20 protein-coding genes, 1 pseudogene and 1 other annotated feature (1 of these 22 cut by a window edge) are annotated in these 21397 nt (G+C 41.0%); of the genes and pseudogenes, 18 read left to right on the top strand and 3 right to left on the bottom strand.

The window, feature by feature from the left end; all coding sequences use genetic code 11:
• Positions 1 to 69 precede the first annotated feature (69 nt).
• The 6 genes from ruvA to yajC all read left to right on the top strand — a co-directional run bounded on the left by ruvA (position 70) and on the right by yajC (position 4509).
• Positions 70 to 672 carry a Holliday junction branch migration protein RuvA gene (gene ruvA / locus AC0VYO_RS15340; protein WP_283153937.1) on the top strand — a complete coding sequence of 201 codons (603 nt, stop codon included), beginning with the start codon at positions 70 to 72 and terminating at the stop codon, positions 670 to 672.
• Positions 673 to 684: 12 nt separating this feature from the next.
• Positions 685 to 1683: a Holliday junction branch migration DNA helicase RuvB gene (ruvB, locus tag AC0VYO_RS15335; protein WP_194219415.1), complete on the top strand. Its 999-nt coding sequence runs from the start codon at positions 685 to 687 to the stop codon at positions 1681 to 1683.
• A gap of 2 nt (positions 1684 to 1685) precedes the next feature.
• Positions 1686 to 1883 (top strand): DUF2905 domain-containing protein, encoded by a 198-nt coding sequence (locus AC0VYO_RS15330; RefSeq protein ID WP_194219416.1) that lies wholly within the window; start codon positions 1686 to 1688, stop codon positions 1881 to 1883.
• A gap of 127 nt (positions 1884 to 2010) precedes the next feature.
• Positions 2011 to 3057 (top strand): tRNA preQ1(34) S-adenosylmethionine ribosyltransferase-isomerase QueA, encoded by a 1047-nt coding sequence (gene queA, locus AC0VYO_RS15325; RefSeq protein WP_475365543.1) that lies wholly within the window; start codon positions 2011 to 2013, stop codon positions 3055 to 3057.
• Positions 3054 to 4196 (top strand): tRNA guanosine(34) transglycosylase Tgt, encoded by a 1143-nt coding sequence (gene tgt, locus AC0VYO_RS15320; RefSeq protein ID WP_194219418.1) that lies wholly within the window; start codon positions 3054 to 3056, stop codon positions 4194 to 4196. Before queA ends, tgt begins: the two co-directional genes overlap by 4 nt.
• 40 nt (positions 4197 to 4236) lie before the next feature.
• Positions 4237 to 4509, top strand: coding sequence for a preprotein translocase subunit YajC (gene yajC / locus AC0VYO_RS15315; RefSeq protein WP_194219645.1), 273 nt, complete (start codon positions 4237 to 4239; stop codon positions 4507 to 4509).
• 42 nt (positions 4510 to 4551) lie between these two features.
• Here the strand turns inward: yajC and AC0VYO_RS15310 are convergent, their stop codons facing one another.
• On the bottom strand, positions 4552 to 4941 hold the full coding sequence (locus AC0VYO_RS15310; RefSeq protein WP_194219419.1) for a TIGR04086 family membrane protein: 390 nt from the start codon (positions 4939 to 4941) through the stop codon (positions 4552 to 4554).
• A 67-nt stretch (positions 4942 to 5008) separates the two neighbouring features.
• Here AC0VYO_RS15310 and AC0VYO_RS15305 point away from each other — a divergent pair, with 67 nt between their 5' ends.
• Both AC0VYO_RS15305 and AC0VYO_RS15300 read left to right on the top strand, forming a co-directional pair.
• Positions 5009 to 6358: an ArsB/NhaD family transporter gene (locus tag AC0VYO_RS15305; protein ID WP_430244071.1), complete on the top strand. Its 1350-nt coding sequence runs from the start codon at positions 5009 to 5011 to the stop codon at positions 6356 to 6358.
• A gap of 154 nt (positions 6359 to 6512) precedes the next feature.
• The gene (locus AC0VYO_RS15300) at positions 6513 to 7178 is read left to right on the top strand and encodes a YetF domain-containing protein (RefSeq protein ID WP_430244073.1); all 666 of its coding nucleotides are present in this window, start codon (positions 6513 to 6515) and stop codon (positions 7176 to 7178) included.
• A 29-nt stretch (positions 7179 to 7207) separates the two neighbouring features.
• Here AC0VYO_RS15300 and spoVB read toward each other — a convergent pair whose 3' ends face one another.
• Positions 7208 to 8761 carry a stage V sporulation protein B gene (gene spoVB, locus AC0VYO_RS15295; protein ID WP_475365542.1) on the bottom strand — a complete coding sequence of 518 codons (1554 nt, stop codon included), beginning with the start codon at positions 8759 to 8761 and terminating at the stop codon, positions 7208 to 7210.
• Between the two features lie 120 nt (positions 8762 to 8881).
• On the opposite strand from spoVB, the gene AC0VYO_RS15290 reads away from it, so the two are divergent.
• The 9 genes and pseudogenes from AC0VYO_RS15290 to dtd all read left to right on the top strand — a co-directional run bounded on the left by AC0VYO_RS15290 (position 8882) and on the right by dtd (position 19273).
• Positions 8882 to 9367 carry a COG2426 family protein gene (locus tag AC0VYO_RS15290; RefSeq protein ID WP_194219422.1) on the top strand — a complete coding sequence of 162 codons (486 nt, stop codon included), beginning with the start codon at positions 8882 to 8884 and terminating at the stop codon, positions 9365 to 9367.
• Positions 9368 to 9456: 89 nt separating this feature from the next.
• Positions 9457 to 9714 (top strand): post-transcriptional regulator, encoded by a 258-nt coding sequence (locus AC0VYO_RS15285; protein WP_475367771.1) that lies wholly within the window; start codon positions 9457 to 9459, stop codon positions 9712 to 9714.
• A 111-nt stretch (positions 9715 to 9825) separates the two neighbouring features.
• Positions 9826 to 12040, top strand: a pseudogene (gene secDF, locus AC0VYO_RS15280) (protein translocase subunit SecDF).
• 134 nt (positions 12041 to 12174) lie between these two features.
• Positions 12175 to 13083, top strand: a complete 909-nt coding sequence (locus tag AC0VYO_RS15275) for a cation diffusion facilitator family transporter (protein WP_475365540.1) — start codon at positions 12175 to 12177, stop codon at positions 13081 to 13083.
• 38 nt (positions 13084 to 13121) lie between these two features.
• Positions 13122 to 13457, top strand: a complete 336-nt coding sequence (locus AC0VYO_RS15270; protein WP_430244078.1) for a LapA family protein — start codon at positions 13122 to 13124, stop codon at positions 13455 to 13457.
• Between the two features lie 132 nt (positions 13458 to 13589).
• A complete protein-coding gene (gene recJ, locus AC0VYO_RS15265) occupies positions 13590 to 15947 on the top strand; it encodes a single-stranded-DNA-specific exonuclease RecJ (RefSeq protein ID WP_194219428.1) in 2358 nt (785 codons plus the stop codon).
• Complete coding sequence (locus AC0VYO_RS15260) at positions 15948 to 16460, top strand: adenine phosphoribosyltransferase (protein WP_194219429.1); 513 nt, start codon at positions 15948 to 15950, stop codon at positions 16458 to 16460.
• Between the two features lie 187 nt (positions 16461 to 16647).
• Positions 16648 to 18810: a RelA/SpoT family protein gene (locus AC0VYO_RS15255; RefSeq protein WP_371018278.1), complete on the top strand. Its 2163-nt coding sequence runs from the start codon at positions 16648 to 16650 to the stop codon at positions 18808 to 18810.
• A gap of 19 nt (positions 18811 to 18829) precedes the next feature.
• Entirely contained in the window at positions 18830 to 19273 is a 444-nt protein-coding gene (gene dtd, locus AC0VYO_RS15250; RefSeq protein ID WP_194219431.1) for a D-aminoacyl-tRNA deacylase, read from the top strand.
• A gap of 93 nt (positions 19274 to 19366) precedes the next feature.
• Here dtd and AC0VYO_RS15245 read toward each other — a convergent pair whose 3' ends face one another.
• Entirely contained in the window at positions 19367 to 20788 is a 1422-nt protein-coding gene (locus tag AC0VYO_RS15245; protein ID WP_475367499.1) for an N-acetylmuramoyl-L-alanine amidase, read from the bottom strand.
• A 149-nt stretch (positions 20789 to 20937) separates the two neighbouring features.
• On the opposite strand from AC0VYO_RS15245, the gene AC0VYO_RS15240 reads away from it, so the two are divergent.
• A complete protein-coding gene (locus AC0VYO_RS15240; RefSeq protein WP_194219659.1) occupies positions 20938 to 21111 on the top strand; it encodes an RNA polymerase subunit sigma-70 in 174 nt (57 codons plus the stop codon).
• 81 nt (positions 21112 to 21192) lie between these two features.
• Positions 21193 to 21397 (top strand) — a binding site (T-box leader) (it continues 20 nt past the right edge of the window).

Genomic DNA, 21397 nt, shown 5'->3' with positions numbered 1-21397 from the left:
TTTTCATCTTTTTATGGTAGAATGGAGAGATAGAAATACATGTTCGTATGTACAGGGGAGAGAGTAGCTTTGATAGAATATATTAAAGGCACGGTTGAATATATTGATACAGAATACATTGTTGTAGAATCGAATGCGATAGGATATAAAATTTATTGTGGGAATCCTTTTGAATTTCAGAAGTACCGTAATCAATCGATTCAAATTTTTACGCATCATTACGTTAGAGAAGATCTCATTGCCCTTTATGGATTTCCAACACGGGAAGAGCGACTTTTGTTTGAGAAGCTTCTAAATGTTTCCGGTATCGGTCCTAAGGGAGCTGTGGCCATTTTAGCGACTGGTGAACCTGATAAAGTTGTGAGTGCCATTGAAATGGAAGATGAGAAATTTCTAACAAAGTTTCCTGGCGTTGGTAAGAAAACTGCCAGACAAATCATTCTAGATCTAAAAGGTAAGCTTAAAGGCTTTGGCGCTCCCACTGAGGGATTGTTTGCAGTGGATGAAGTTCAAGAAGAGGGTGCTCATGAGCTAGAAGAAGCGCTAGAAGCATTGAAAGCTCTTGGGTATGCTGAACGAGAAATTAAGAAGATTAAACCAAAGCTAGTTGAAGAAACGTTAACGACAGATCAGTATATTAAAAAAGCCCTTCAGCTTATGCTGAAGCAATAAGGAGGGAGTAAAGTGGAAGATCGAATTCTATCAGGAGAGCAGGTCGGTGACGACTCATCCGTAGAATATAGCCTCCGTCCTCAGCGATTAAGTCAATATATTGGACAAGAAAAGGTAAAGCGAAATCTTGAAGTGTTTATTGAAGCGGCTAAAATGCGTGAAGAGCCCTTAGATCATGTGCTGTTGTACGGCCCTCCTGGTCTAGGTAAAACGACTCTCTCGGCCATTATTGCAAACGAGATGGAAGTGAATTTGCGTACAACATCAGGTCCTGCGATTGAAAGACCTGGTGATCTTGCAGCTATATTAACCGCCCTTGAACCTGGGGATGTTTTATTTATCGATGAAATACATCGACTACCTCGAAGTGTTGAAGAAGTTCTTTATCCTGCGATGGAAGACTACTGTCTAGATATTGTAATAGGAAAAGGCGAAACGGCAAGATCTGTTCGTTTGGATCTGCCACCGTTCACCCTAGTAGGCGCTACGACAAGGGCTGGACTATTAACGGCGCCTTTACGAGATCGTTTCGGCGTACTGAGTAGATTAGAGTATTATCTTGAAGATGAACTTCAAACTATTTTAATGAGAACAGCTGACATTTTCGATGTTGAAATGGACCACGCTGCTGCTGTTGAACTTGCCCGAAGATCGCGAGGGACCCCTAGAATTGCCAATCGCTTGCTAAAACGTGTAAGGGATTTTGCACAGGTGAAAGGGGATGGCGTCATTTCGCATTCGCTTGCTTCTCAGGCTCTTGAGATGATGCAAGTCGATCCTCTTGGACTTGATCATATCGATCACAAGCTTCTATTAGCCATCATAGAGAAATTCCGTGGAGGTCCTGTAGGAGTAGATACAATTGCAGCAACGATTGGTGAAGAAAGTCATACCATTGAAGACGTGTATGAACCCTATCTTCTTCAAATTGGATTTCTTCAGCGTACACCTCGTGGACGTATGGTTACTCATCAGGTATATGATCACTTTGGTATGGAGATTCCTCAATAGCGATGGGAATTTCAAAACTGTTTATTATCTTAGGGATCGCCTTCTTGGCCATTGGTGTGTTGTGGTCCTTTATTGGGAAATTACCTGGTGACATCGTAATCAAAAAAGGAAACACTACGTTTTTTTTCCCGATTGTAACCTCAATAGTCGTTAGTATTGCCTTGTCTTTACTCTTTTTTATTATAGGTAAGTTCAGATAAGGGGCAGCTTTCCAAACGCCATTTTCAACATGGTAGAAGGGGAACTGCCCCTTAAGGGTGCGCCAACAGGTAGAGCTGTGGTAAAATCAATAAAGTTGAACACTTTCTAGAAACAGTGGTGAATAAAATGAACGTAAATGATTTTGATTTTGAACTTCCAGAACGGTTAATTGCTCAAACGCCGTTAAAGGAACGGACTAAGTCCAGATTGATGGTATTAGATCCATTAAAGCAAAAGCTTCAGCATCGCGAATTCTCCAATTTAGAGGATTACATAAATCCCGGTGATTGTCTTGTGTTGAATGATACACGAGTCATGCCAGCTAGATTGTATGGATTAAAAGAAGAAACAGGAGCTAAAATTGAAGTGCTGCTTCTTAAGCAAATGGAAGAGGATCAATGGGAGACTCTTGTTAAACCGGCTAAGCGAGTGAAGCCAGGCACTGTGATTTCATTTGGCGATGGACGTCTAACAGCCGTATGCAAAGAGTCACTTGAACATGGCGGACGAGTATTAGAGTTTCAATACGAAGGCGTTTTCTATGAAATTCTTGATCAGCTTGGCGAAATGCCTCTTCCACCATATATTACTGAAACGCTCGATGATCAAGAACGATATCAAACCGTTTTTGCTAAGCATAGAGGATCTGCAGCAGCACCAACTGCTGGCCTCCACTTCACAGAAGAAATGCTTCAGCGTCTTGAAGATAAAGGTGTTCATGTCGCATTTATCACACTTCATGTGGGTCTTGGCACTTTCCGACCAGTTTCCGTCGATAATATTCTTGAACATGAAATGCACGGGGAATTTTATCAACTGACAAAGGGCACCGCTGAACTGTTGAACAGTGTAAGGGAATCGGGAGGCCGAATCATTTCTGTCGGTACTACTTCAACGAGAACACTTGAAACCGTGGCATCAGCACATGATGGACAATTTGAAGAAGCTTCTGGTTGGACCGACATTTTTATTTATCCGGGTTATACTTTTAAAGCAATCGATGGGCTGATTACAAACTTTCACCTGCCTCAGTCAACATTGATCATGCTCGTGAGTGCCCTTGCGGGAAGAGATTTTGTGCTTTCTGCTTATCGCACGGCTGTTGAGGAAGAGTATCGCTTCTTCAGTTTTGGTGATGCAATGTTGATTTTGGAAGGGAGTATGAAAGAATGACAGAACCAATTCGCTATGAATTAATAAAAACGTGTAAACAAAGTGGGGCACGTCTTGGAAAGTTGCACACGCCACATGGTACGTTTGATACACCGATGTTTATGCCTGTTGGAACACTTGCGACAGTGAAAACGATGAGTCCAGAAGAACTAAAAGAAATGGGCGCTGGCGTTATCCTTAGTAACACGTATCATCTTTGGCTTCGTCCTGGTCATGATATTGTCAAAGAAGCTGGGGGCCTTCATAAATTTATGAACTGGGATCAGCCGATTCTTACGGATTCTGGAGGATTTCAGGTCTTTAGCTTAAGTGACCTGAGACAGATTGAGGAAAAAGGCGTTCATTTTCGGAATCACATGAGCGGTGAGAAGTTATTCTTATCTCCAGAAGGCGCAATGGAAATCCAAAATGCACTCGGTTCTGATATTATGATGGCATTCGATGAGTGTCCTCCATACCCAGCAGAATTTGATTACATGAAAAGTTCTGTTGAGCGTACGAGTCGCTGGGCTGAACGATGCCTGACAGCTCATGAACGAAAAGACATCCAGGGGTTGTTTGGAATTGTTCAAGGTGGAGAGTATGAAGAGTTAAGAAAACAAAGTGCTGAGGATCTTGTTTCACTTGATTTCCCGGGCTATGCTATTGGAGGCCTTTCAGTAGGTGAACCGAAAGACGTGATGAATCGCGTGCTCGAGTTTACGACACCTCACCTTCCAACTCAGAAACCTCGTTATTTAATGGGGGTTGGTTCACCAGATTCTCTTATTGACGGAGCTATTCGAGGCGTGGATATGTTTGATTGTGTTCTTCCTACTCGTATCGCGCGAAATGGAACACTAATGACTAGTAATGGTCGTCTAGTCGTTCGAAATGCAAAATATGCACGTGATTTCCGTCCGCTTGACGAGAATTGTGATTGTCATGTCTGCCGCAATTATTCAAGGGCGTATATTCGTCATCTTGTAAAATCCAATGAAACATTTGGCTTTAGATTAACGACTTACCATAATCTCTATTTTCTGTTAAACTTGATGAAGCAAGTTAGGCAGGCGATTATGGATGATCGTCTCCTGGACTTTAAGGATGAGTTTTTTGAACAATATGGGTTTAATAAACCAAATGCGAAAAACTTTTAATCCATAGATTGTATGATTGCTGGAAAGGGGTGAAATGAATATGGGTTCTACGTTAATGAATATAGTCCCGCTTCTACTAATGTTTGCGATTTTCTATTTCCTTTTGATTCGCCCGCAACAGAAGCGTCAAAAGAAAACGAAAGAAATGCAAGCAAGCTTAGAAAAAGGAAATAAAGTTGTAACGATCGGTGGTATGCATGGCATCATTGATGCAATGGATGAAGGTACAATTACAATCCGTACTACAGACGGTACAAAAATGGTGTTTGACCGAGCGGCTATCCGCGAATCAATCACTGAAAACAGCAAGTAACATAATAAAGAGCGTCCTCATCAGAGGGCGCTCTTTGTTCGTCTAAGCCTCTCGATGATTTCCGCCTCTAACATTTACCCCCATGATTCCTCCTAGAATGCAAATCAGACCATAACCAGCATGGTAAAGCAATTGTTCAAGATTCATGTTTATTCTGTAACCCAGATACTGAATGAGAAAGAGGAGAATGACGTACATAATGGCTGTTCCTCCTCCTAGTAGCCAACCGCGTTCTCCTCCTTTCCCACCTGAAATAAAGCCACCTATAAAAAATGCAATAACGGTAGCAACAATAATGAACGGGCTCAGTCCGTTTTCTGATACAGATGTGAAACGAAGAATTAAAGAAAAAAGCACGCTAGTTGCAAGCACAATCACGATTATTGCTAATAGCCCTGAGCCCATACTTGAGACTGCATGTTTCGATCTCATTGTCTTCCTCCTTAAACGAGATAGTTTGTACATTCTATTCGTTTGAGAAGGAAATAGAAGTCTATTCATGAAATCGAACAGCTCGTCATACGATGTTAGAAACGGGACAGGGAAGGGGCAGCATGGATTGGAAATGATCATCGCGCTCATCATATTTGTTCTTGCTTATGTCGGCATATTAACTGAGAAAATTAATCGTGCGATCGTTGCCTGTGGCGGTGGTCTTCTCATGCTACTTTCAGGAATTACAACCACAGATTCTGCTTTCATGAACCACGTTGATTGGAATACGATTGCATTATTGTTTTCAATGATGATTCTTGTCTCCATTACAAGTCAGAATGGATTGTTTGAATATATTTCCATCAAACTTGCGCAACAGGTACAAGGAAAACCGCTGCCGCTACTTGCTGTAATAGGGACATTGACTGCAGTTGGATCAGCTTTATTAGATAATGTGACCACCGTTCTTCTTCTCGTACCAATTACTCTTACCTTAACAAGGATACTTAAAATTACAAGCATGCCCTTTTTAGTAACTGTTATTTTATCTTCTAATATAGGTGGAACAGCAACGTTGATTGGTGATCCGCCGAACATTATGATCGGGCAGGCTGTTGATCATTTAGACTTTAATGATTTTCTATATAATCTGGCACCAGTGGTTGTTGTCATTTATGCCGTGATCATGACAGGTCTTTTATTTTTATATCGAAAGGGATTGACTGTAGATGACGACCATCGACAAACGTTGCTTCGAATTAATGCAGATGATTATTTAAAGAGAGGGCCTCTTCTTTATAAATCGTCGGTCGTTCTGCTAATGACGATTTCAGGCTTTCTGCTACATCCTATTTTACATACAGAGCTAACTAACATTGCGATGGCAGGAGCGGTCCTCTTATTACTCATCACACAAAATGAACACAAGATTGAAGAGGTTTTCGAGTCAATTGAATGGGTGACCCTGTTCTTCTTTATTGGATTGTTCATTTTAATCGGTGGATTAGAGGAAGTAGGGATTATTGATGAAGTGGCGAGAAGTATTCTCTTATACACGGACGGCGATTTGCCTAAAACATCGCTTGTGATTTTATGGGGATCTGGTTTTCTTTCAGCCTTTTTAGATAATATTCCATTTGTAGCAGCGATGATTCCTGTCATTACGGAATTTTCGGGTTATGGAATGACAAACCTTGATCCATTGTGGTGGTCGCTTGCCTTAGGCTCATGTCTTGGGGGGAACGGAACGTTAATCGGTGCTTCAGCAAACGTAGTAGTAGCAGGTCTAGCGCTGAAAGATAAACAAGAAGTTCGCTTTATTGAATTTTTGAAAATCGGAATACCTGTTGTTTGTGTTTCACTTGCCATTAGTACAATCTACATTTATTTCCGCTATTTGCTTCCCTACTATTGAGGGAAGCTTTTTTATTTGTGCTAAGATCATCCTATCTTTGGTTCACACGTTATTTTAATGAAATGTAAAAATCCGTTTTTCCAATACATTCCCTCATGCTGAGCTGAAACATGGTTACACTAATCAAAACAAGACTGGAAGGAGGGATTCAGGGATGGAATTTATGACAGTCATAATGAGGACACTTGTTTTATATTTTGTCATCATTTTTGTTTTTCGAGTCATGGGAAAACGAGAAATTGGTCAGTTAAGCATTCTTGATTTTGTTGTCTCCATTATGATTGCTGAGCTTGCCGTTATGTCAATTGAAGACCCTCAAACGCCAATGATAAATACAATTGTTCCAATGGTCATTCTAGTACTTATTCAAATGATTATGGCTTATATTTCATTAAAAAGTGAGAAGGTTAGAGAAATTGTAGATGGAAAGCCGTCTGTTTTAATTGATCGTGGTCGAATTGATGAGATCGAAATGAAAAAACAACGGTATAACTTTGATGATTTGCTTATTCAACTGAGAGAAAATAACGTTGCTTCTGTTTCGGACGTGGAATTCGCCATCCTTGAGCCTTCTGGAAAGCTATCTGTCATTAGAAAAGAGGAAGATGATAAGAAGGAACATCCAGAGACATTGATGCCACTCCCTCTCATTCTCGACGGGAAAGTACAGGAGGAACATCTTGAACGAATTGGAAAAACAGCTTTATGGCTTCGTCAGGAATTAAGAAAAGTGGGTCATAAGGATATTAAACGTATCTCATTTTGTTCTCTTCATAAGAATGGCAGCTTTTTTATTGATTTAAAGAATGAAAAAAGGTAACCAGAGCGGTTACCTTTTTTTCTCTTCATTTAATGCACATATTTTCCGATAAGAGGGATTCTTCTAAGATCATTTCGATTAATTAACCCAAGTAATAGAAGGACGATGCAATAAATAATTGATGTTACACAAATAGCAACAAACGTACCGAGTATATCTGATGATGAAGAAGCGAGGTTCTCATACAGAAAGTGACCAGCAACTCCGGCACCAATAATGGACGCAACCCCTTTCAATAAATCACTCACTACGATGGAGAAACCAATTGCTTTTACGAGTGTTGCAAAATGGAGAAGCGTTACAAGTAATATCCCAATAACAATCGCTAGAGCAGCCCCCATAATGCCGAGTTCAGGTCTTGAAGCTAGGAAGAAGATGGCGGTGAGCTTTACGCCTGCTCCGATGAAGCTATTGATCATCGCTGCTTTAGCTAAATCTAAAGCTTGAAGTGCGGCCGCAAGTGGTCCTTGAAAATAGTAGAAGAAAAAGAAAGGAGCCATTACTTGCACATAGATAGCTACATGAGGTGCTTGATACATAATATCCATTAAAGGAACGGCAAAAATATACGTAACAACAACTGAAAGGCCACCTGCAACCATGGATAGTCGAATCGCCTGGCTGAGACGATGCTGAATCTGTTTGTATTGTTTCTGAGCGTGAGCCTCACTGATTGCGGGGACGAGTGAGACTTGTAAGGAATACGTAATAAAAGTAGGCAGAAAAAGGAGTGGGATGGCAAGGCCTGATAAATGCCCGTATTGTGTGGTGGCAAGCGTTGTCGCAACACCAGCCATCGCCAGACTACGGGCAACCATGATTGGCTCAAAGAAATAAGATAACGAACCAATTAACTGGCTTCCTGTTGTAGGTAGGGAAATTTTCATTAAGCTGTTAAATGTTTCCCTCCCGCCTTTTAAATAATTGAAAAAACCGCTTCGAATTTTAATGCGCTTCTTCATTTTGAACATCGAGAACATAAATAGTAAGGAAGCAAGTTCTCCGAGAACAACGGAAATCATAGCGCCCGCAGCTGCAAACTCAACACCGTATGGGAGGAAAGCTCCTGTTAGAACCGCTACAAGGCAAATGCGGACAATTTGCTCGATTACTTGGGAATAAGCAGAAGGTCGCATGTTTTGTAATCCTTGAAAATAGCCTCTTAGCACAGAGGAAAGAGCTACAATCGATACAACTGGAGCGATAGCAATAAGAGGATAAAAGGTACGGTCGTCTGTGAAAACTTCTTTTGATAAGAAAGGTGCAGCTAGTACCATAATTGTCGTAAAAATGACACTAAGGACAGTGGTAATGGAGAGCGATACAATTAAAATTCGTTTAATCTTTTGTCGATCTCCACCGGCATCCGCTTCCGCGACCATCTTTGAGATTGCAACGGGGAGTCCCATACGTGTTAATGTAATGGTTAGAATTAGCGTTGGGACAGCCATCATATAAAGACCGACACCTTCTTCGCCCATCACACGAACCATCACTATACGGTTAATAAAGCCTAGTACCTTTGTAATTAACCCGGCGAGAATGAGAAAAAGAGTCCCTCTAAGAAAGGTTTGCTTTGACATATTCACCCTACTTTCTATCCAGAATGCACCTGCGAAATTGTAGAAAAGTCTAGATATTTTTTATCACTATGTATATGCTTATTAGGGGACAAAGCATGACAGGCATATAGGAGTGTTTCAATGAAAGAAGAAATTAAACAATTTGTCGTAGAGAACCTTGGTTTTCTACCTCATGAAGTGATTGTAGTTATTGTTTCAGCGCTTCCAATATTAGAGCTGAGGGGTGGATTACCTCTCGCGTATACCTTTGATTTTTCATTTTTAAAGGCGTTCTCACTTAGTCTTTTAGGAAATGTGTTACCGATTATTCCATTGCTTCTTCTTTTTCAGCCGTTAAGCAATTGGCTAATGAGATTTGGCTGGTATAAACGATTTTATGACTGGCTTTATCATAGAACGATAAGCAAAAGTAAAAATGTCGATAAGTACGGTGCAATCGGGCTTATTCTTTTTACCGCTGTCCCGCTTCCGACGACTGGGGCATATAGCGCATGTGTCGCTGCTGCTTTATTTGCGATTCGTTTTAAATATGCTTTTCTTTCCATCCTCACAGGAGTCATTATTGCAGGCCTTGGGGTTGGCGCAGCGATTTATTCCATTTTTTAATCCAGAGTGTAAAATGTTTGAAAGGTTATAGCGCCTCTTGATTTAATGCTATGTTGGACGCTAGCTTATTTGAGAAAGGAGACGGCGAGATGGAAGAGTGGAAGAAGGAAATATCCCCAGCGCTTGAAAGCAAGAGAGACGAGTTTTTGCTGTTAGGGTATAGTGGAGCGACCATGGACGAAATCTGGGAATGTCTCCTTGCACGCCTTGAAAGAAACAATGAATTAGAAGAAGTAAAGTTGCACAGACTTGTGAATGAAATTATGCGTTTATCGGTGAATGAATATATGAATTGGTTAACCATTCATGCGTATAAAGGTACGAAAACGTTTGAAAGTCAGACTTAGAAAAGACTAAAATTGACAGAAAAATTCATATTTCGATATAATAGCTAATATTGTGTGCTATCCGTTTTACATAAGCATTAATGTTGGGGGTTTAGAGAGGAGTTTTATTCCATGGTAAAAAAAGGCCGGATCGTTGCGTTCTTTTTGATCGTCCTTTTACTTGGCGGATTAATTGGAACAACCGTCATGGGTGTAACAAAAGATATTAAATTAGGCCTTGATCTGCAGGGTGGATTTGAAGTTCTATATGAAGTAGAACCGGCTCAAGAGGGCCAGGAACTTAGTCAGGACCTGTTAAACAGCACAGTAAGCGCTTTGTACAAGCGTATTAACGTATTAGGGGTTTCAGAACCTCGTATTACGATTGAAGGGGAAGATCGCATTCGCGTTCAGCTCGCTGGAGTGAAAGATCAAAACCAGGCGCGTGAACTTCTTTCCACTCAGGCTGAGCTCACCTTCCGAACCACGGATGATGAAGAGAAAATGAGCGGAGCTGATCTTAAAGAAGGCGCCGCCAAGGTTGTATTTGATAACAACCAACCCGTTGTTCAGGTAACGCTTAAGGATCCCGAAAAATTTGCAAATATAACTCGAGACCTCAGTCAATTGCCTCAGCCGGATAATCGACTAGTGATCTGGCTTGATTATGAAGAAGGCGATTCTTATAAAGAGGAAGTTACAAAGCCAGCTGATGAACAGAAATTTATTTCCGATCCAGCGGTCAATCAAGTGCTTTCTCAAAATACTGTAGTCATTTCAGGACCACCATTTCAGCTTGAAGAAGCTGAAAATCTAAAAGAGCTTTTAAACGCAGGTTCTTTACCGGTTCAGCTAGATGAAATTTATTCAACTTCAGTTGGTGCACAGTTCGGCGAACAGTCTCTTGATAAAACGGTTATAGCAGGATTTATTGGAGTCGGTTTGATTTTCTTATTCATGCTGTTCTATTACCGTTTGCCGGGAGCAATTGCGGTGATTACGTTAACTACGTACATCTATTTGATTCTTGTTGTCTTTAATTGGATGAACGCAGTATTAACTCTCCCTGGTATTGCTGCACTCATCCTCGGCGTAGGGATGGCGGTTGATGCGAATATTATTACGTATGAACGAATTAAGGAAGAGCTTCGTTCAGGTAAATCCGTCATGTCGGCCTTCAAGGCTGGGGGAAGACGTTCGTTTACAACTATTTTTGACGCAAACATCACGACGTTAATTGCAGCAGGAGTTCTATTTGCATATGGAACAAGCTCTGTTAAAGGATTTGCAGTGATGTTAATTACTAGTATCGTCGTTAGCTTTTTGACTGCCGTTTGGGGTTCACGAATTCTTCTCGGCCTATGGGTCAAGAGCAGGGCACTGAATAAAAAGCCCGGACTTTTTGGCGTAAAGGAGAGTGAAATCGATGAGCTCTAAAGTAAGAGACATTAAGTTTGATTTTGTCAAACATCGAAATAAGTTTTTTGCGATTTCACTAGCTTTAATCGTTCTTGGTGGGTTAGCGATTGCTATATTTGGTCTAAATTTAGGAATTGATTTTTCTAGTGGATCACGTGTTGATCTCCAATCTGATAGTAAACTAACAACAGAAGAAGTAAGCGACGAATTCGATGGACTTGGATATAAACCCGAATCAGTAACTCTTGCTGGTGGTGGTGATATTGCCGTTGCTGCATTTAAGGATGAGCTTGACAAAGATGAAGTTGCTGAAATTAAAAATCACTTCACAGAGCTTTATGGTGCTGAACCAAGTATTAGTACGGTCTCACCTGATGTAGCAGTTGATCTTGCTAAGAATGCGTTTATCGCAGTTGCTATTGCTTCGATAGGAATTATCGTATACGTTGCACTAAGGTTTGAATGGTTACAAGGGCTTGCCGCTGTCGTTGCGTTATTCCATGATGCGTTCTTCATAATTGCGGTATTCAGTATCCTGCAGATTGAAGTGAACATTACGTTTATAGCAGCAGTACTAACGATTGTCGGTTATTCCATAAATGATACGATCGTTACCTTTGATCGCATACGTGAAAATATGAAGTTTGAAAAAAAGGTCAAAACATTTGAGGACGTCGCACGTGTTGTGAATAAAAGTCTTGTTCAAACGCTTGCTCGTTCCATTAATACAGTGCTAACGGTTGTCTTTGCTGCTGCTGCTCTTACGGCCTTTGGCGGCGAAGCAATTAGACCATTTGCGATTGCCTTATTGATTGGACTAGTCGCAGGTACGTATTCATCTCTCTTCATTGCCTCGCAGCTTTGGGCAGTATGGAAGGGGAAACAATTGAAGAAGAAAAAGTTCGCCCCTGTTGAAGGTGAAGCATAAGAGAATTCCTTTGAGGGTGCCCGGATGAAGTGAAGCCATGGCTTAGCCATGGCTTTTACGTGTCCAAATGGTGCGGTGTGAGATTTTGAAATAAGGGAAAAGCTATAATGACTTGTTACGTAAGAGGTGAAAAAATGAATAAAGAAGAGCGGTTTCGAAAAGCTGAGATTGCAGCGATCATTGGTATACTAGGAAATATTATCCTAGCAGTACTTAAAGGCGTTATTGGGTCGATCTCCAATAGTCGAGCTCTTATTGCCGACGCCGCACACTCGGCATCAGATGTAGCTGGCTCATTTGCTGTTTTTGTTGGTTTGCGAGCCGCTAAGCTACCACCCGATAAAGATCATCCCTACGGTCATGGTAAAGCAGAGTCAATTGCAGCTATTATTGTAGCTGTGTTGTTGTTATTAGTTGGCGTTGAAATTGGAATAAGTTCAGGGAAGGCGATATTCGAACCTATTGAGGCCCCCGGTACTCTTGCTCTCTATGCAGCTCTCATCTCGATTGTGGTCAAAGAAGCGATGTTTCGATATAAGTATCGGTTGGGTAAAAAGATAAAAAGTGATGCACTGATCGTGAATGCGTATGAACATCGCTCAGATGTCTATTCTTCTATTGCTGTTTTAATAGGGATTGCAGGTGCCATTTTAGGAAGCGAATTTAGCTTGCCATGGCTCATTTATGCCGATCCGATTGCAGGAATTTTCGTTTCTGTTCTGATTGCTAAAATGGCTGTGAAGCTTGGTTTCGAATCCATTCACACAACACTCGATCATGTGCTGCATGAGGAGGATACGACGGAGTATAAAAAAGTGATTACCGGGATGCCAGGGGTTGTGAACCTTGATGAGTTCTATGCTAGAGAGCACGGACACTATGTTATTATTGATATCAAGCTTGGTGTAGACCCGGATATTTCTGTTAAAGAAGGACATGACATCGGTAAGGACGTGAAGAAGCGACTTCTTGAAGAAGATGACGTGCATGATGTGTTAGTCCACATTAATCCTTATGAACCGAAGGAAAAAAAGAGAGAGTAATGGAATAGGTATTGTAGTAGAAGAGGAGGTAGATAAGGATGAAGGGACAATGGGGATTAGTTGTAGCACTTATTTTCGCCTTAATTATAGCGGTGTTTTCAGTCGTGAATGTAGATCCTGTACAGGTGAACTATGTATTTGGAACTTCGGATTGGCCGCTTGTGCTTGTTATATTGGGATCTGTATTGATGGGTGCGATTCTTGTGCTTGGTTTTGGAATGGTTAAGTATTACAGACTGAAAAGAGAGCTGAGAAAGTTACAAAAAGAAAATGAAAGGTTAATAACAGAACCAGTATCAAATGAATCAAAAGCTGTCCATACTCCACTTGATGGTGAGGCAGCAGATGAGGGCACCGGTACTGAAGGGGAATAATGACGAGAAAGCCTTGATTAAGTTCAAGGCTTTTTATAGTGGAGTGAAGAGGGATTGTAAAAGATTCCTCTTCTTGAACTATGGTCAAACCTCCTGAAACTATATATAATGAACAAGTTAAGAGGTGATTCGATGTTAAGGTCTAAAACACGCTGGAAACTGGCTGAAACAGATGAAACAAACATTGATCGGCTCCAGAGTGAACTTGGAATTTCTCGACTTGCTGCTTCGCTTTTAGTTAATCGAGGTATTGAGGGAGAAGAAGAAGCGAAAAGATTTCTATATAAAGAGAATTTAACTTATCACGACCCATATTTAATGGATGGTATGAAGGAATCGGTCGAAAGAATTCAACAGGCGATTGCTTCTGGTGAGCGAATCCTTATTTTTGGTGACTATGATGCCGATGGCGTTAGCAGCACGACTGTACTTGTCTATACGTTGCGCGAGCTTGGCGCTATATTTGATTACTATATTCCTAATCGATTTACAGAGGGATACGGTCCGAACGAAGCTGCTTTTAGGCAGGCAAAAGAAGATGGGTATCAACTAATAGTGACTGTAGATACAGGGATATCCGGTGTACATGAGGCGGAAGTTGCTAAAGAAATCGGTATTGATCTCATTATTACTGATCATCATGAGCCTCCTCCGGTTCTGCCCGATTCCTACGCGACAATAAACCCTAAAAAGCCAGGGTGTGGTTATCCATTCAAAGGTTTAGCAGGAGTAGGGGTTGCATTTAAACTTGCGCAGGCTTTGCTTGGAAGAATTCCAGGGGATTTATTAGAGATCGCCGCAATGGGTACCATAGCTGATCTTGTGCCACTTCAGGATGAGAACCGTCTTTTAGCAAGCGAAGGTATTCGCGCCCTTCAAAATTCAAATAAGCCAGGAATAAAAGCTTTGCTAGATGTATGTGGTCTAAAGGGTCAGGAGCTTAACGAAGAGCATCTTGGTTTTGGGATAGGACCGAGACTAAATGCTGCGGGCCGTCTTGATAGTGCAGACCCAGCAGTTGAACTGCTGACAACAGATGATCCGATTCTTGCTGAACAGCTGGCATCTGATATTGATGCTCTTAATAAGAATCGTCAGGAACTAGTTAATACAATGACGAAAGAAGCGATTGAAGAGGTTGAGTCAAAGTACTTGAGTGATGAAAGCAATCGTGTACTCATCATTGCTAAGGAAGGATGGAATGCGGGGGTCATTGGAATCGTGGCTTCACGACTTGTTGAAAAGTATTATCGCCCAACCATCGTGATGAGTATTGATCGTGAGAAAGGTGTCGCAAAAGGATCTGCACGAAGTATTGAGGCCTTTGATATGTTTGCAAACCTTTCTGAGTGCAGAGACATTCTCCCTCACTTCGGTGGTCATCCAATGGCCGCTGGTATGACCATTGATTTAAGCTACCTAGAAGATTTGCGTTCAAGATTAAACGAACAGGCTTTAGATAAATTAACAGAAGAAGATTTGACACCACTTACAAAAGTAGATCTTCACTGTCGTGTAGAGGATGTTACTCTTGAGACAATTGAAGAAATGAATCTTTTGGCTCCTTTTGGAGTAAGTAATCCGAAACCAGTCGTTATGCTAAAAGACGTTCATCTCTCTCAAATCAGAAGGATTGGGAGTCAGGACAATCACCTCAAGGTAGGTCTTGAGGAAAACGGCGCTACGCTAGATGGCGTAGGGTTTCATTTCGGTTATGCATTTGAAGAAATAGCATCAAGAGCTGCTGTAAGCGTAATTGGCCAACTCTCCGTCAACGAGTGGAATGGACTTCGAAAGCCACAAATCTTTGTGAAAGATATCGCTGTGAATGAATGGCAGCTCTTTGATTATCGTGGCATTCGAGATTTGAAAAAACGACTTGAAATGTTGCCGCTCGATAAGCTTGTTATGGTAGCTTTCCAAAAAAACACCATGACAAAGCTTGGACTTGAGAATTGGAAAGACTACATTATTGTTGATCCAACAGAACAAGAGAAACTAGCAATTGAGAATAAATATGTTATGCTACTCGATCTTCCGGATTTAGAGGAAGACCTTGTCAATCTGTTTCGAAAAGGTGGATTACCAGATCGAACGTATGCGGTATTTGAGCATGAGGAGGATCACTTTTTCTCAACGCTTCCGTCACGTGAGGATTTTAAATGGTTCTATGCTTTCTTAATGAAGAGAGGTAGCTTTAACTTACGCGATGCTGAAAAGCTCGCAAAGCATAAAGGTTGGTCAAAAGAAACAGTTCCGTTTATGTCAGAGGTGTTTTTTGAGCTAGATTTTGTTACAATGGATAATGGACTGATTTCTCTAAATCCACAATCTGTAAAAAGTGAATTAACTTCTTCTAAAACGTATAGGAGTAAGCTTGAAAAAGCAAAGCTCGAAAATGATTTTTGCTATTCCTCCTATCATGCTTTGAAAAGTTGGTTCGATCAATCAGTTAATTGTTTCAATAGCACTGAGGAGGCCATTAAGTAAATGAATTATAAAGATTATATCGCAGTGGTTGAAGACTATCCGAAAGAGGGTATTCGTTTTAAAGACATCACTCCGTTAATGCAAAACGGCGAAGCTTACCGAGGAGTCGTTAATGATATTGCGGATTTTGCGAAAGATAAAGATGTTGATGTTATTGTAGGACCTGAAGCAAGAGGATTTATCGTAGGATGTCCGGTTTCATATATTCTTGGTATCGGTTTTGTACCTGTTCGAAAAGAAGGTAAATTACCACGCGAAGTAGCTAAAGTAGACTATGGTCTTGAATATGGTAAAGACGTCCTTACGATTCATAAGGATGCTATTAAGCCAGGTCAACGAGTATTGATTACGGATGATTTGCTTGCGACTGGTGGTACGATCAATGCAACGATCGAGCTAGTTGAAATGCTTGGTGGAGTTGTTGTAGGACTTGCTTTCATGATTGAGCTTTCCTATCTCGAAGGGCGTAAAAACCTTGACCGCCATGATATCTTTACTCTAATGACATACTAAAGAATGGAGTGTCCGAATAGCCGGACGCTCTTTCTCTTTATGCACCTTAGACACAAAGATTGAGCGTTTACTAATTAGGGAAAACGACATTTTTCTCTTAATCTCTTTACATGCTGACTTTTTTTAACGATAATAGAAGCAATATACCAACAGTAATCAAGGTGATTTGATGACGATAGAAGAAGTGATGGAAAGAGCGGAGAAGTATCTGTCTGAGGACGATCTCTCTTATCTTAATAGAGCATTTGAATACGCGCGAAACGCACATGAAGGCCAGTACCGCAAATCGGGTGAACCCTATATTATTCATCCTATTGAGGTTGCTGGCATTCTTGTGAACCTTGAAGTAGACCCTGTGACAGTGGCTGGGGGCTTTCTTCATGATGTCGTTGAAGACACCGACGTGACGCTTGAACAAATTTCTGATGAATTCAGCCCGGAACTTGCCATGCTCGTTGATGGCGTTACGAAGCTGAAGAAAATCAAGTATAAGTCCAAGCGGGAGCAGCAAGCTGAGAATCACCGGAAGATGATGATCGCTATGGCTCAAGATATTAGGTGCATTCTGATTAAATTGGCTGATAGACTTCATAACATGCGTACGCTTAAGCACATGCCAAAAGAAAAACAAATGCAAAAAGCGAATGAGACGCTAGAAATATTTGCGCCTCTAGCCCATCGTCTAGGTATTTCCACTATTAAGTGGGAGCTTGAGGATACGGCGCTTCGTTATTTAAATCCACAGCAGTATTATCGCATCGTGAATTTAATGCAAAAGAAACGGGCTGAGCGTGAAGGGTTTGTCCATGAAGTTGTGGACGAAATTCAAGAGCGTGTGAAAGAAGTTTCCATTGAAGCTGAAATTTCAGGTCGTCCGAAACATATCTATAGTATCTATCGGAAAATGGCTAAGCAACATAAGCAATTTAACGAAATTTATGATTTGCTCGCGGTACGTATCGTTGTGAATAGCATCAAGGATTGCTACGCCGTTCTTGGCATTATTCACACATGCTGGAAGCCTATGCCTGGTCGTTTCAAAGATTATATTGCTATGCCAAAAGCGAATATGTACCAATCGCTTCATACGACAGTCATTGGACCAAAAGGTGATCCTCTCGAGGTGCAAATTCGAACGTCTGATATGCACAAAGTTGCTGAATACGGGATTGCCGCTCATTGGGCCTACAAAGAAGGCGATGAGAATCAGGTGAATAGCTCATTTGAGAAAAAGCTATCATGGTTTAGGCAAATTCTTGAATGGCAAAATGATGTTTCGAATGCTGAAGAATTTATGGAGTCTCTTAAGATTGATCTATTCAGTGATATGGTTTTTGTCTTCACGCCTAAAGGAGACGTATTTGAATTGCCTACTGGCTCGGTACCTCTTGATTTCGCCTACCGCATTCATACTGAAATTGGGAATCATTGCATTGGCGCAAAAGTGAACGGCAAAATGGTACCACTAGATCATCGGTTGAAAACAGGGGATATCGTTGAAGTTCTAACTTCTAAGCACTCTTATGGTCCAAGTAAAGACTGGTTAAAAATCAGTCAAAGCTCCCACGCTAAGAATAAGATTAAGCAATGGTTTAAGAAAGAAAAGCGTGAAGAAAACGTTGAAAAAGGCCGAGAGCTTGTTGAGAAAGAAATTAAAAACCATGGCTTTGAGTTAAAGGCTGTTTTGACTTCAGATAACATTGCAAATGTATCTAAGAAATTTAACTTTACAAGTGAAGAAGATATGTACGCAGCTGTTGGATATGGTGGAATTACAGCTGCACAAATCGCAACAAGGCTGACAGATAAGGCTCGTAAAGAACGGACGAAAGAGCAGGAAGAAGAGCTAGCAAAATCAATTATTGAAGGTAAGACTCATTCACCTTCTCGGCCGCCAAAGAGAGCAGAGTCGGGTGTGCGAGTGAAAGGGATAGACAACCTGTTAATCCGCCTTTCACGATGCTGTAACCCTGTTCCAGGTGATGATATTGTGGGCTATATCACGAAAGGGAGAGGTGTCTCGATTCACAGGAAAGACTGTCCTAATGTGAATGAAGAGAATGGTCAGGAACGCCTCTTAGAGGTTGAATGGGAAAGTGACTCTCCAAAAAACTATAATGTTGATATCGAAATCAGTGGTTTTGATCGCAGAGGTCTTCTGAATGAGGTTCTTCAGGCTGTAGCAGAAACCAAAACCGACATGACGTCTGTTTCAGGTCGATCAGATAATAACAAGATGGCAACAATTAGTATGACTGTCTCCATTCGGAACACAGCTCATCTTCAAAAAGTGGTTGAGCGCGTTAAACGAATTCCAGATATTTATGCTGTTCGTAGAATTATGCAGTAGTTAAGAAAGGAAGTTCTCCATGAAAGCCGTTATACAACGTTCAAAGCAAGCCTCAGTCACCGTGAATGGAGAAACTACAGGTGAGATCGAACATGGCCTTGTGGTGCTCCTAGGGGTCACGCACGAGGATACAGAAGAGGATGCAGGCTATCTTGCCACTAAAATTGCAAACCTTCGTATATTTGAGGACGAAAATGATCGAATGAACCTGTCAGTGAAAGACAAAGGTGGAGCTATTCTATCTATATCACAATTCACGTTATATGGTGATTGTCGTAAAGGGCGACGTCCAAACTTTATGAAGGCGGCAAAACCTCCTGAAGCCAGCGTACTTTATGATAAGTTTAACGCTTTACTTAGAGAAGAGAGTCTCGAGGTGCAGACAGGTGTTTTTGGTGAGATGATGGACGTACAGCTTACGAATGATGGACCTGTAACTCTTATCATTGAGAGCAAAGAATGACAAAAAACCGCAATTCCTAATTGGAATTGCGGTTTTTTGGTTCATCCATATAGATAGAAAAGCAAGTCAAACTGTTCTTCATCTTAAGCGTTACTACTGTAAAAAAGTAAGGATGCCATTTGAAATTTCAGTAGTCACTTTTGATTGGTAATCCAACCTATTCACTAATTGCTCTTCCCATGGATTTGAGAGAAAGCCAAGTTCAAGAAGGACAGAAGGCTGCTTATTGTTCCTTAGAACATAATAATTTCCATATCGAATACCGCGATCTCTCAAAGTTGTATCATCTCCGATTTTGGCGTGTATCGCTGAAGCTAGGGGCATATCATTCTCACCATAATAATACGTTGTTGCTCCATTTGCAGTTGGATCAACTGTGCTATCGAAATGAATACTTACAAATGCGTCGGCTTTATAACGATCTGATAAAAGAGTTCGTTCAGAAAGAGAGACAAATGTATCATCATCTCTCGTTAAAATAACTTGAACCCCTGCATTCTTTAATTTTTCCGCGATAGTTGTTGTCGTCTTCAATGTAAGGATTTTTTCAAGTGTCGTAATGCCTAGGGCACCACTGTCGTAGCCACCGTGACCAGCATCAAGAACAACTGTTTTTCCAGATTTCAAGACAGGCGAAGTGGATAGTTTAGATGCAGTAGAGACGACCCAGTCAGCAACGTATGCTGAACGACCATCGTCAAGAAGGATACGAAACCATTTGCCTTCTTTTGCAGCTATTTTGTAGCGCGCTTTTGCAGGCGCTTGTTTAATAACTTCATAATTCAACCCCGGCCCACTTCTTAAGTTTGTTGCCTGGTATAGAATTGTAAGAAATTCTGACTCCTCTTGTTTGTCTGTTTCTTGCAAATAGGTACTGTCTACCCAACCAGTCTGTCCATTCTGATAGCGAATGAAGCTCCAGTTTTTTTCTTGACGAACTTCTTCTACAATTGTTCCTGAAGGGAGTTGAGATATGATCCGGTTCTCTGTTCCTGGGAAGTCACGAACGTTTAAGATACGCGCCTTTACTTCTTTTACCTGGCTTGTTTTTTGATCTGGGCTAGCTGTTGTAGAACTTACTAACCAGGACGCTACCCATCCGGTCTGTCCTTTAAATTGAATGGAGGTCCAATCGCCTGCAGTCTCAAGCACATTCCACTCAGAATCTTGAGTGATATTTCCAATAACTTTGTATTCTTTACCAGGGCCAGCACGGACTTGAAGATCAGACACGGTTGATTGTATTGATTTCCTTTCTTTGGAATCATAAGAAATGCTTACTAGTCTACTTGAAACCCAACCTTCTTCCCCAGTATGAAGTTGAATGTTTGTCCAATCGGTCTTACTTTCGAGAACGATGGCTGAATCCCCTTTATGAACCTGTGTGATAACAGATGAAGTAAGAGAGGGTTCGGCGCGAACATTTACAGTTTCCTCAAAATAAGCATTTTTCTCAGCCGAAGCAGAAGTAGAGAAAATAATGGATATGACAAAAAATAAAAATGCAAAAATCATTTTTTTCAAGTGATGACTCCTTTCAATGACGCCTGCTGCTTTCATAGATAATTTCTTTATCGGATAAAAAGATTCCTTCGTTAAGTAGTAAAATGCATTCTTTTTGGTGAAACTAAGAAATAATTGAACTAATAAAAGGGTGGGGTCTTGTGAGATCAACTAATAAAGAAATGATGAGCTATCATATGTCACAGCCGGAATTTGGTATCGACTTTCATGATTTTCTACAAAAAGAACAGTGTTTGTCAAATATGGAACTCGCGGAAGAATTTGGACTGTCATTAAAAAGTGTGAAAATCATGAAACAAAAAATGAAGCGATAATGTTTTGTAAAACCAATCCTAATATACTTGACAAAAAAATCACTGACTCGTATGATAGAAAACAATTCAGTAAATCGATACGAAGCTCCGATGAGGAAGAAAAGTAAAAAAATACCGGGTTGATCAGAGAGGAAATGCCGCTAGGCTGAGAGCATTTCTCGATACCGCTTTTTTGAAAGACACTTCCAAGGATCGTCTCCGAACAGATAACTCAGTAGGGGACGACGTAGACAGGCGTTAACTGTTTTAAGAGGAAAGATTTATCTTTCCATTAGGGTGGCACCGC

Source organism: Anaerobacillus sp. 63XJN7_4_ISO-PGPR-S23-413 (genome assembly GCF_056173725.1).
Note: the sequence above shows the minus strand (reverse complement) of the source record. Positions and strands in the feature narration are given on the sequence as shown.